This window comes from Bacillus sp. SM2101 (assembly GCF_018588585.1).
Taxonomy (GTDB): Bacteria; Bacillota; Bacilli; order Bacillales; family SM2101; genus Nanhaiella; species Nanhaiella sioensis.
The window spans coordinates 180,350-192,892 of record NZ_JAEUFG010000001.1; the positions used below are offsets into that span (position 1 = coordinate 180,350).

Annotated in this window: 10 protein-coding genes and 1 other annotated feature (1 of these 11 running past the window's edge); of the genes, 3 read left to right on the top strand and 7 right to left on the bottom strand. The window is 36.5% G+C overall.

Features of this window, described 5'->3' with window-relative positions; all coding sequences use genetic code 11:
- Positions 1-33: a binding site (T-box leader), on the bottom strand; it reaches 225 nt to the left of the window's first position.
- Positions 34-315: 282 nt separating this feature from the next.
- A complete protein-coding gene (locus JM172_RS00940; protein WP_214480162.1) occupies positions 316-1,281 on the bottom strand; it encodes an MBL fold metallo-hydrolase in 966 nt (321 codons plus the stop codon).
- A 713-nt stretch (positions 1,282-1,994) separates the two neighbouring features.
- On the opposite strand from JM172_RS00940, the gene proI reads away from it, so the two are divergent.
- Entirely contained in the window at positions 1,995-2,831 is an 837-nt protein-coding gene (proI, locus tag JM172_RS00945) for a pyrroline-5-carboxylate reductase ProI (protein ID WP_214480163.1), read from the top strand.
- A gap of 122 nt (positions 2,832-2,953) precedes the next feature.
- Here proI and rnz read toward each other — a convergent pair whose 3' ends face one another.
- The gene (gene rnz / locus JM172_RS00950) at positions 2,954-3,895 is read right to left on the bottom strand and encodes a ribonuclease Z (RefSeq protein ID WP_214480164.1); all 942 of its coding nucleotides are present in this window, start codon (positions 3,893-3,895) and stop codon (positions 2,954-2,956) included.
- 417 nt (positions 3,896-4,312) lie between these two features.
- On the opposite strand from rnz, the gene zwf reads away from it, so the two are divergent.
- Positions 4,313-5,791: a glucose-6-phosphate dehydrogenase gene (gene zwf, locus JM172_RS00955; protein WP_214480165.1), complete on the top strand. Its 1,479-nt coding sequence runs from the start codon at positions 4,313-4,315 to the stop codon at positions 5,789-5,791.
- Positions 5,792-5,855: 64 nt separating this feature from the next.
- On the top strand, positions 5,856-6,470 hold the full coding sequence (locus JM172_RS00960; RefSeq protein WP_214480166.1) for a cyclase family protein: 615 nt from the start codon (positions 5,856-5,858) through the stop codon (positions 6,468-6,470).
- Positions 6,471-6,672: 202 nt separating this feature from the next.
- On the opposite strand, the gene rpiA is transcribed toward JM172_RS00960, so the two are convergent.
- The 5 genes from rpiA to JM172_RS00985 all read right to left on the bottom strand — a co-directional run bounded on the left by rpiA (position 6,673) and on the right by JM172_RS00985 (position 12,543).
- Positions 6,673-7,344 (bottom strand): ribose-5-phosphate isomerase RpiA, encoded by a 672-nt coding sequence (gene rpiA / locus JM172_RS00965; protein WP_214480167.1) that lies wholly within the window; start codon positions 7,342-7,344, stop codon positions 6,673-6,675.
- Positions 7,345-7,512: 168 nt separating this feature from the next.
- Entirely contained in the window at positions 7,513-8,844 is a 1,332-nt protein-coding gene (locus JM172_RS00970) for a CoA-disulfide reductase (RefSeq protein ID WP_214480168.1), read from the bottom strand.
- A gap of 70 nt (positions 8,845-8,914) precedes the next feature.
- Entirely contained in the window at positions 8,915-9,700 is a 786-nt protein-coding gene (locus tag JM172_RS00975; RefSeq protein ID WP_214480169.1) for an alpha/beta fold hydrolase, read from the bottom strand.
- Between the two features lie 87 nt (positions 9,701-9,787).
- A complete protein-coding gene (gndA, locus tag JM172_RS00980; protein WP_214480170.1) occupies positions 9,788-11,200 on the bottom strand; it encodes an NADP-dependent phosphogluconate dehydrogenase in 1,413 nt (470 codons plus the stop codon).
- A gap of 92 nt (positions 11,201-11,292) precedes the next feature.
- The gene (locus tag JM172_RS00985) at positions 11,293-12,543 is read right to left on the bottom strand and encodes a DNA polymerase IV (RefSeq protein ID WP_214480171.1); all 1,251 of its coding nucleotides are present in this window, start codon (positions 12,541-12,543) and stop codon (positions 11,293-11,295) included.

The following is a 12,543-nucleotide window of genomic DNA, read 5'->3' on the forward strand; positions in this document are numbered from 1 at the left end:
AATATTATCTACTCTTCTCGTCGTCGCGATTACAATTTTTAGTTTTTTTTATAGTATCAGTGCAAGCATTTTTTGTAAATATTTACTTCTAAAATACACTAAATTGTTAAAATATATACGTTTTAATGTTTAAGCTACCTATTCATTATTCACACCCACTGAGGTCTGAAAAAGAAACAACTCACGAATTAGCAGTACAATTTGAAGATAAAAAATTTAAAACAATATATAGTGGTTTAGAATAAAAGCCATCTACTTAAATAAGGCTAACTGGTCCTAAACCGTTAGCCTTTAAACACTTTCTATTTGTTCACTTTACAACACTTTAGAAACTTGAGCGGAATATAGCCATTGCTCGCTCGATGTATCGACTACAATTTCGTTGATATCAACTAAATAGTCCAATTGCCCAAACGCTTCAGACATTGTGAGAGCTAACTCTTTTTGATAAACAGAAGGATACAACTGCTTACACACCTCAAAAGCAGTCATAGGTTTTTTCTTTAACATGTCTAGCACATAATATGCCTTTTCTTTTTGTTTATCAAGGCGTTTAAGAATTAACGAATGTGCATCTTCTATATCTTCTCCGTGGCCAGTAAAAGCATAAGAGATATCAATATCAAGTAGCTTTTTAATTGACTCATTATATTGTAATTGAGGTTTTGGACGATTTATCTCACCAAACATAGGTGCTTCAAGCAGCGGGTTAGGTGAAATAGCTGCTAATAAATGATCACCTGCAATTAGCAGTCCATCTGATTCGCGATAAAGCACGATATGACTTTGGGCATGCCCTGGTGTTTCTATAACCTTCCATTCATGCAAACCGTCAATCGTATCGCCTTGAATAATTTCACGTGTTAATGACCGAGTGCAAGAAAAGCGGAGAGACAGTTTCATTTTTGCTATGAGAGGCATATAAGCTGGATCGATACCCGCTTGAAAAAAAAGTGATGTAAAAAAAGATTCCCTTTGCGTTAAGTATTCCTTATCTTGACTAATCCATGGTTCATTTTTCGGATGACCAATGACCGGTAGATCAGCAGGTAAATACTCTAGTAAACCAACATGATCTGGATGATGATGTGTAATAACAACTTGCTCAATATCCTCTGGGCGATAGCCGTATTCCTTTAATTGAGTTCTAAAAACATTCCATGCTTCCTCTGTTTTAATTCCAGCGTCTATTAACGTTAAGCTGTCACCTTTTATGAGATACATATTAACATCACCAACTGGAAATGGTGTTGGTACAGTTAATTTTAAAATTTGTTCCATTACTTTTCACCCTTTCATGTTCAATTATATTTATATAATCATTTTTCAGCTGTTAATTTACAATTTTATAGCTCCCCTAACATGAGGACTTTAATAATCATATACTATGTATCATAGTTTACATGTTTTCCTCTCACTTGTCATTATATTCAAATAATTAGATATAATAACGCGTTAATGTGGTAAAAAAAATCAACTGATAGCTATTGACAAATAGATGTGGACAATTCATAATGACAAACAAATAAGAAAACTGAAAATCAAAACTTGTTGGGTACATGAGCTGAAAGACAAACATTTGAATACACCTTTTGTCTTCAAATGTTTGTCTGAAACGACTTGAACCCGATCGAGCTCGATATCTAGACACAAATAACCTAGGCAATTTATGCCTTCTAACCATATAGCAAATGCACTGAATGGGACTAGTAAATGATTAATGGTAATAAGAGAATGAAATCCATCGGCTGAAAGATTTCATAACCCGCTTAATCAATGAACCTACCCAGGAGCAGTTAGCAAAACTAACCGTATACCCTCGTTACGGGAGAGAGCTGGACGATTTTCATTCGTGAATTGTGAGTATCGAGTGTTATTGTCAATGAAGGTGGTACCGCGGAAATAGACCTATTCCGTCCTTATTATGGATGGAATAGGTCTTTTTATATTTCACATGCTTTTTGGAATATCAATTTGATTTTGGAGGGATTACAATGAGCACTGAGTTAAACATTGCTTTCATCGGAGCAGGTTCGATGGCTGAAGCGCTAATAGCTGGTATGGTGAAGGAATCACTGTATCAACCAAAGCAAATTTCAGTAACAAATCGCTCCAACCATTCTCGTTTAGTAGAATTATCGAATAAATATGGGGTGACAACGACTACCTCTAAAGAAAGCCTTATAAAGAATGCGGATGTTATCGTCCTAGCAATGAAACCGAAAGATGTGGCTGAAGGGTTGTCCTCCATATCGAAATATATTCGAGCAGATCAGCTCATTATTTCATTGTTGGCAGGCGTTTCTACGACATCTATAAATGAACTTTTACAGGAAAAGAACCCTGTTATACGAGCCATGCCAAATACGTCTGCAACCATTGGCAAATCCGCAACTGCTTTGGCACAAGGAACATATAGTTCAAAAAGCCATTTAGAAATTGCTAGGACATTGTTTGAAACTGTTGGGATCGTTACTATCGTTGCTGAAGACAAGTTACATGCTGTAACAGGCCTTTCTGGAAGTGGGCCAGCATATGTATATTATTTAGTGGAAGCAATGGAAAATGCATCAGTTGAAATTGGCCTAGATAAAGCTGTTGCCAAAGAGCTTATTTTACAAACAATTATCGGGGCAGCAGAAATGTTAAAGACATCAGAAAAACAACCGGCCACACTTAGACGCGAGGTGACAAGTCCAGGTGGTACAACAGAGGCTGGCATACAGGTCCTAGAACAGCACCAATATCAACAAGCTGTCATTGCATGTATAAAACGGGCAACTGATCGATCAACTGAATTGGGGGCAGCTTTAACACAACTTGTTAAATAGCAAAGCTTAGCATACCCAATTCTACCGTAGAGCAATCTATTTCATCAGGTGGAGCTTTTCCCCACCTGATGACACCCCCTTTAGATGAAGTAGAAACTAACTTCATACCAAAAAAATTGACATTAGCCTTTCATGCCTCTTGATAATTTTGGAATAGGGTATGACAAAAAGTCATGAGCCATATATGTATTATCGAATATCTCACGAGCCTCATTTACAAGCACTTCAGAGCTACTCCCCTGATAGCGCGAGCTAATATGTGTTAGCATCAAAGCTTTAACATTTGCCTTTTTTGCAATCTCTGCAGCTTCATAACTAGTTGAATGAAAATAATTATAAGCTAACTCTTCTTCTGCTCCTCCAAAAGTTGCTTCGTGAATCAATAAGTCTGCATTTTTACCGAGTTCAACACTTTTTTCTTTGCTTCTCGTATCTCCTAAAACCGTAATAATTCTTCCTTTTTGGCTTGGACCAATAAATTGTTTTCCATCAATGATGTCACCGTTTTCTAACTCAATAGTTAAACCCTTTTTTAATTGTTGGTATATTGGACCAGGGGGGATACCACGTGCTTTTAACTCGTCTACAAGTAACGCTCCTGGTAAATCTTTTTCAACAATTCGATATCCATAGGAAGTGATACCATGTTCAAGTTTACCTGCAGTAACATGAAATTGCTCATCCTCATAGATCAATCCTTCATCAATTTCATGAATATGTAAATCGTATTTTAAACGGGTGCTACTAGTTTTTAAGGAGATGGTTAAATAATCTTTAATACCGCTCGGTCCATAAACTGTCACTGGTGTTTCTCCACCTTGAAACGATCGGCTTCCTAATAACCCTGGAAGTCCAAAAATATGATCGCCATGAAGATGGGTGATAAAAATTTTGTCTATTCTCCTCGGGCGAATTGACGTATGTAAAATTTGGTGTTGAGTTGCTTCACCACAATCAAAAAGCCATACGGATGCACGCTCTTCTAACAATTGTAAAGCAATTGATGTTACGTTCCGCTCCTTTGCAGGTACACCAGCCCCTGTTCCTAAAAAAATAACTTCCATAATAATACCTCCCCCACCGTTGCGCTATACTAAGCATAACAACTACAGTTGGATTAGGCAAAAAGAAAAATGATAGTTAAACTCATGTATGATTTCTTCAGATAATGACTCCAGAACTTCATCATAACAGTAGTTGTTGTATTAATAGACCTTAGTTACTAAGTATATATTTAATACATAAGTTTACTATGTAGGTGTCGGGTTTTTTCGATAAATATGTAGAATATTAGCCTGTTTTATCGTATTTTTTCTTTTAAAACATAAAATTGGTTGCTATAAATTTTATTTTTGTAGTCATTTATGATAAAACTAAATATAAAGGATCAGCTAATATCATATATTTTCCTTTTACTTACAAACCACAATTAAGTATTGCATAAATACTTTTAACGCTACGAGAAGAGAGAGGTTTTGAGCGTGAGCAATGTAGAAAAACCAAAAGCAATTATTATTATTTTTGGAGCAACAGGTGACTTAGCAAAGCGAAAATTATATCCCTCCATTTATAACCTATTTAAGGAAAAAAAGATGTCTAATGACTTTGCAGTTGTGGGGGTTGCAAGGCGGCCTTTATCAAACGAAGAGTTCCGTAACGATGTAAAAACTTCGATTGAAGATTCCAACATCCAAGAGCTTGATAATGATGATTTTACGTCGCATTTTTACTATCACCCTTTTGACGTAACGAATAGTTCTTCATACGAGCAATTAAAGGAGTTAGTAGACACACTTGATACGAAATATAACACCGTGGGCAACCGAATGTTTTATTTAGCAATGGCTCCGGAGTTTTTCGGTACAATTGCCTCTTTCTTAAAATCAGAAGGATTAACAAACACTCAAGGGTGGTCAAGGCTAGTCATTGAAAAACCTTTCGGGCATGACCTACCATCGGCACAAAAATTAAATGAACAAATTAGAGAATCCTTCTCTGAAGATCAAATATATCGTATCGATCATTACTTGGGTAAAGAAATGGTTCAAAATATCGAAGTTATTCGCTTTGCGAATGCTTTATTTGAACCGCTCTGGAATAATAGATATATATCAAATATCCAAATCACGTCTAGTGAATCACTTGGTGTGGAAGATCGTGGACGATACTATGAAAAATCCGGAGCATTGCGGGATATGTTGCAAAACCATATGCTACAAATCGTATCTCTCCTAGCAATGGAGCCACCAAGTAGGCTTGCAACAAAAGAAATTCGAAATGAGAAAGTAAAAGTATTAGGTGCACTTCGTCCAATAGAAGAACAAGAAGTTAATGATTATTTTGTTCGTGGTCAATACGGCAAAGGTATCGTTAACGATAAGAACGTGAGTGCATATCGTGAAGAAAATTTAGTTGATGCAGAGTCTAATACTGAAACGTATGTAGCTGGAAAACTACTTATCGATAATTTCCGCTGGGCAGGGGTACCTTTTTACATAAGAACAGGTAAAAGAATGCCTACAAAATCAACGAAAGTTGTAGTTCAATTTAATGATGTACCGATGAACCTCTATTATAAAAAAGGGGAAACGATGCACCCTAACCTACTCGTCATACACATTCAACCTGATGAAGGAATTACATTGCATTTGAATGCAAAAAGGAGTGGACAGACGATGAAAACAACACCTATACAGCTAGATTATTGCAATAATTGTGTGGACGGCATAAATACGCCTGAAGCATATGAAAAACTCATCTTTGATTGTATGAGGGGTGATGCTACAAACTTTACTCATTGGGATGAAGTCGCTCTTTCTTGGAAATTTGTTGATACAATATCATCTATTTGGGAAAAAGAGAAAGCCAAGGATTTTCCTAATTATGAAGCTGGCACAACAGGACCAAAATTAGCAGATCAACTCCTTGCAAAAGATGGCTTCGCTTGGTGGGGGATTTAACCCTCCACCAGATATACATATTAATTTAGCGGGGGACATACCCCATGAAAGGAATTGAATAATAATGAAGATGTATGATGTGACTGCACAAGTTTATACAGGAATGCCTGTGTACAAAAATACACCATCAAAACAACCGAGTTTAACAACTGTAACTAATGATTATATAACCGAATCTCGAATTGATATGGATGTGCACGGTGGCACGCATGTTGATGCGCCTCTACACATGATTAATGATGGTGAAACGATTGAAACGATATCAATTGAAGACTTAGTAGGCCAATGTAAAGTATTTGACCTAACAGAGGTTGAAGACCAAATTACAAAAAAAGACATTGAAAAATTCGACATTCAAGAAAATGATTTTGTTATATTCAAAACGAAAAATTCGTATGATGAAGAGTTTAATTTTGAATTTATTTTTGTGAATGAAGAAGCTGCAACTTATCTTGCTGAAAAAGGAATAAAGGGTGTTGGTGTTGATGCATTAGGCATCGAAAGAAGCCAGCCAGGACACCCAACACATAAAACACTATTTACGAATGATGTTATTATTATCGAAGGTCTTCGTTTAAAAGAAATAGCTGCTGGTGAATACTTTATGGTTGCTGCCCCAATAAAGCTGCAGGGCTGTGATGCTGCTCCAGCGCGTGTTTTATTGTTTGAAGGTATGTAAAATAAAGAGCTCTCATAAATAGTTTTTCAATATAAAAATGTGTACATCCATATGTAAAAAGGTGTACACATTTTATTTTTTTATTCCAACAGCTGACACATTGATCATGAGATCAAAAGCTTATACCGCTATTGTTTGTAGCATTTTACCGTATTAAACCTTAGCGAGCAATTTAGTTTAGACAAATGTACAAAGAAACAACCTATACCTTTTCAATAACTTGCACACCGTCTCTTGACCCAATGATAACTACGTTGGCCATACTCGGAAACAAACCTGTGTCAATGACTCCAGTAACTTGTTTCAAGCTTTGTTGTAACACTGCTGGAGCATGAATGTCACTTACATTACAATCAAGTATGAAATTTCCATTGTCAGTAATATATGGATCATTCTGAACAGAGCGTAGTTTAGGCAATACATTCAACTGCTGAGTAATTTCCTTAGCAGTTCTTTGCCAAGCAAATGGTACAACTTCAATGGGTAGTGGAAACTTTCCCAAGGTTTCTACGACTTTGGTTTCATCAGCAACTATGACTAGCTGTTTTGAAGAAAGAGCAACTAACTTCTCCCTCAACAATGCACCGCCTCCACCTTTTATAAGATTATACTTAGCATCAATTTCATCAGCACCATCTATTGTTATATCAAGTTCTTTTATTTCATCAAAATTACTCAATGGTATATTTAACTTTCTTGCTAATATCTCTGTATGATTTGAGGTAGGTATAGTCTTTATCGAAAGCCCTGCTTTTACTAACTCAGCCAGCTTTTTAATGGTCCAATATACTGTTGAACCCGTTCCAAGTCCTACTGTCATTCCATCTGTAATATATTCTACTGCTTTTTCTCCTGCAATTCTTTTTGTATCCACATAAGCCTCCTTATTTTATAACAAGGTTTTTAATATATTTGATCTGCTAAGCAACTTTTATACAATATCATAGTCGTTAACGCAGAAAAAGATGTTGCGAACTTGAGTTATATATATTGATCTGTCAGAACAAAATATCAATCAAAGCTACAACTATGATTCTAGTTTTTACCGTACTCTTCTAGAAGCCTGTTGAATTGGATCCCACGCGCCGTTAAATGGCGGAGCATAACATAGATCAAGATCTTCTAGTTCGTTTATTGACATGCGATTATACAGTCCTGTTGCTAACACGTCCACACGCTTATCAACCCCTGCTTTACCGATCAATTGTCCACCAAGTAAAAGGTGGTTATCACTTCTATAAACTAGTTTTATATGTATTGGATCAGCCCCTGGATAATACCCTGCAATATGCTTCGTAGTTATTTTTACTGTTTCATAGGGAATATTTAAAGCATGAGCTTCTTTCTCCGATAGTCCTGTTCTGCCTAATGATAGATCCATAAATTTTATAATGGATGACCCTGTAACTCCCGCAAAAGCTCTTGCACTTCCTATCATATTTAAACCAGCAAGTCTTCCCTGCTTGTTTGCTGTCGTTCCAAGAGGAATATAGTCATCTTGTCCTTTTACCATATGATATTGTACTGCACAGTCCCCTGCCGCATACACATCCTCTATATTTGTTTGCATATAACGATTTATTTGAATAGCACCCTTTACGCCAAAAACAAGCCCCGTGTCTTTCACAAATGTCGTATTAGGTCTTGCACCGATAGCTATTAAAACGAGATCTGTGTCATATTCACCACGATCTGTTTGAACTGATTCAACAAATTTATCCCCATTTAAGGAAATGACATTTTCATTTGTATTTAACTCTATTCCATGCTTTATTGCTTCTTCATGAATGAGTTCGGCCATATCTTCATCAAAAATACTTCCCAATTGACTTCCACGTTGAATCATGCGAACATTTTTTCCAAGCATCTTGAAGTTTTCTGCCATCTCTAAGCCAATGTAACCACCGCCAATTACAGTCACATTGTTTATATCATCATCCAGTTCTTCGAGTATGCTATTAGCATCTGGGATTGTTTTCAGTGTAAACACTCGCTTAAGGTCAACACCCTTCCATTTTGGAACGACAGGCGATGCACCGCTAGCAATTAATAATTTATCATACTCATAAGCAAACGTTTCTCCGGTATGGATGTTAATACCTTGAACTACTTTTTCTTCAGAAATCACATTTTGAACTTCGTGGTATATTTGTGCATTAATTCCGTATTTGTCTCGAAAAGTCTCCACAGACCTAGCTATAAGTTTCTCAGTGGATGGAATTACTCCACTTATCGTATATGGTAGACCGCATTGTCCATAAGAATAAATTCCACCTTTTTCTAATGTTGTGACCTTGGCATCGCTGTCATTTCTTATAATTTGCATAGCAGCACTCATACCAGCTGCATCACCGCCTATAATTACGTAATTCAAAAAACCACCCTCCTCACTCTTATATTTATCAATAATTTTCAGTAACAGCGAAATTATTTTTTATCGGTTCTCACGATAAAAAACTTTTTATATCTGATAATAACTGTTCACTATCCTCAAACATACTCATATGACCAACGTTTTTAATTAGAGATTGAGTTACATTATCTTTTGAAGTGGAAAACACGTTTGCTGTTGATATGATTCGATCCTGTTCTCCAGCGACTAATAACACAGGTAAAGGAGTATGCTCTAGTATTTCTTTGCGATTTGGGCGGTTTTTCATTGCATTTAACGCACCAATAGTTCCCTCTTTCGATGTTTTATACCCAATTTCCTTTATGTAAGCCACCTCTTCCTTCATTTTCATTACGTTATTTTCTGAAAAGAGCTTCGGGACTAAACCATTAATTAGGGGGTCTACCCCGTCTTTTTCAACTTTTTTTATATTCGCTTCCCTACCGGCTATCGCCTCATCTGAATCAGCAAAAGCAGTCGAATGAATGAGTGAAAAACTATTTAGCATACTACTATAATGTTCTACAAAAGCGAGTGTAATGTACCCACCTAGTGAATGTCCAAACATTGAAACTTTATTAATATTTAGCGCTTCTAACAGAAGTTTAATATCTTCAGCCATATCTTCAATCGCATATTCGTCGGTTTGATAAGTTGAACCTCCGTGCCCGCGTAAATCGGGAGCAATTACTCGATATTGTTTCGCTAATTCTGGCATAATCCTTTCCCAATAAGCATGACTCCCACAAAATCCATGCAGTAAGACAATGGCTTCACCTTGTCCAACTTCTTCATATGATAGTGTTAAATTTTCCGATATGAACCGCTTCTTTAGCAAAATCTTCCCCTCCTATTGACTAATAAATAATTTAATCTGCAAATATACAAAAGAAAGCCCCACCTTGAGGAGCTTTCTTCATTACTTTTATTTTTCTAACCATTCTGTATGGAAAATGCCTTCTTTATCAATTCTTTGATACGTATGCGCTCCAAAATAGTCACGCTGTGCTTGAAGTAGGTTTGCAGGTAAAGTTTCAGTACGATAACTATCGTAATATGCGAGAGCACTAGAAAATGCAGGTACAGGAATACCTAACTTCACCGCACTAGCAATAATCTCACGTAGTGATGATTGATAGCTTTCAACGATCTCTTTAAAATATGGATCAAGCAAAAGGTTTGGTAAATGAGCATCTCTATCATATGCATCCTTAATTTTTTGTAGGAATCTTGCTCGAATAATACACCCGCCTCTAAAAATCATCGCAATATCTCCGTATTGTAGATTCCAATCATATTCTTCAGAAGCTGCTTTATATTGAGCCCAGCCTTGAGCGTAGGAACATATTTTACTCATATACAGTGCTTTTCTTACCGCTTCAATAAACTCTTGTCTATCTCCATCAAAAGCAGGTGATTTCGGACCACTTAACATGGAGCTTGCTTTAATCCGTTCTTCCTTCATAGCAGATATGAAGCGAGCAAAAACAGATTCTGTAATAATAGGTAATGGCACACCGAGGTCAAGAGCACTTTGGCTTGTCCACTTTCCTGTACCTTTTTGACCAGCTGTATCTAAAATAACATCAACTAGAGGTTTCCCTGTTTCCTCATCAATTTTTTTGAATATATCAGCTGTGATTTCAATGAGATAACTATCAAGTTCACCAGTATTCCACTCTTTAAATATTTCATGAAGTTCTAAAGCGTCGAGTCCTAGGACGTTTTTCAATAGAAAATAAGCTTCACTAATAAGCTGCATATCGCCATATTCAATTCCATTATGTACCATTTTTACATAATGTCCAGCTCCATCTGGGCCAATATATGTACAACAAGGCTCACCATTAACTTTTGCGGAAATAGCTTCAAAAATTGGTCGTACAAGCTCGTATGCTTCCTTTTGACCTCCTGGCATAATAGCTGGGCCTTTTAAAGCACCTTCTTCTCCACCTGAAACCCCTGTACCAATAAAGTGAATGCCTTTCTCAGCTAACAGTTGGTTTCTTCTTTGTGTATCGCCAAAATAAGTATTTCCACCGTCTATTAATATATCCCCTTTTGATAAGTGAGGAAGTAATTGCTCAATCGTTGCATCCGTCGGCTTCCCTGCCTTAACCATCAACATGATTTTTCTTGGTACTTCAAGTGATTCCACAAATTCTTCAATACTATAAGTAGGTTTAACATTTTTTCCTTGTGCTTCACTAAGCATTTCATCCGTTTTTTCACGTGAACGATTATATACAGATATAGAGTACCCTCTACTTTCAATATTAAATGCTAAATTTTTCCCCATGACCGCTAAGCCGATCACACCAATTTGCTGTTTTGTCATGATAAGTACTTCCTTTCTATCAACAAATTCTATCTTCAACCTTGAAAATACCACAAATATACTACTATAATCAAGTTCCACACCCTAATGTACTACAGGAAAAAGTCTTTTTCAAAGCTTGTGCCTGATTCATTATCTCCATAGTCATTTGATTTGTTAACTTTCACACCTCTTTTTATCGTATCTTTACCGAACTTTTCATTTATTTGTGTTATCGTATTAGCTAATGGTTCTTCTCTAGCGTCATCTTCGAATGAAAAAATATCAAGCTGTTTTGATGCAGTTTCTTTTTCAAGTAAGTTTTGAGCTGTAATACCGAGCAGACGAATCGGTTGCTCATCCCAATGGCTTTTTAATAGTTGTAGCCCTGTTGAAAAAAGCATCTCATCGTCAGACATTGGGTTTGAAAGCTTTTGACTGCGAGTAATTGTTTTGCGATTAGCGTAGCGGATCGTTAGTTGTACTGTTTGACAAACTAAATGTTTACGCCTCAAACGTTGTCCCACCGATTGGGCTAATTTCTGCAATACTTTTTCTATTTTACGGTCATCAATTGTATCGTGTGGTAAAGTTGTTGAATTACCTATACTTTTACGATCATAAATCGCCTCTGGGTCAACCTTCCTCCCATCTTGCCCATTTGCTCTTTCCTTCAATTTTATACCGTTAATCCCAAGAAGGTTTCTTAACTGAACATCTTTTCCTTTCGCTAAATCCTCGATCGTTTGAATATTGATTGTATTTAACTTTTCTGCTGTTCTTTTACCAACCCCGTGCATGGCATCAACCTGTAACGGCCAAAGCTTTGTTACTACATCTCTTTTTCTCAAAATCGTGATACCAAGCGGTTTTTTCATATTTGATGCCATTTTAGCTAGAAATTTATTAGGTGCTATACCAATGCTACTAGGTAATTGCAGATTGTGAAGAAGTTTTTTTTGTATCTCTGTGGCAATATGAAGAGGTGAACCGAGCTCATAGCAATTAGTAATATCTACGTATCCTTCATCAATGGACACCGGCTCGACAAGTGGAGTAATAGTTCTAAGCACGTCAAACATTTGCAATGAAGCTTTCCTATATCTTTCGAAATTTGGTTTAATTATCGCTAGTGTTGGACAAAGCTTTTTCGCTTCCCATACGGGCATTGTAGTCTTAACTCCTAGAGCACGTGCTTCGTAGCTACAAGTTATAATTATTCCTCTTCGTTCTTCTACATTTCCAGCGATCGCTATTGGCTTTCCCTTAAGCGATGGTTCATACGATACTTCAACAGATGCATAAAAACTATTCATGTCTACATGTAAAATTACTTGACCATTTTTCGGATATAAATGTTTCAT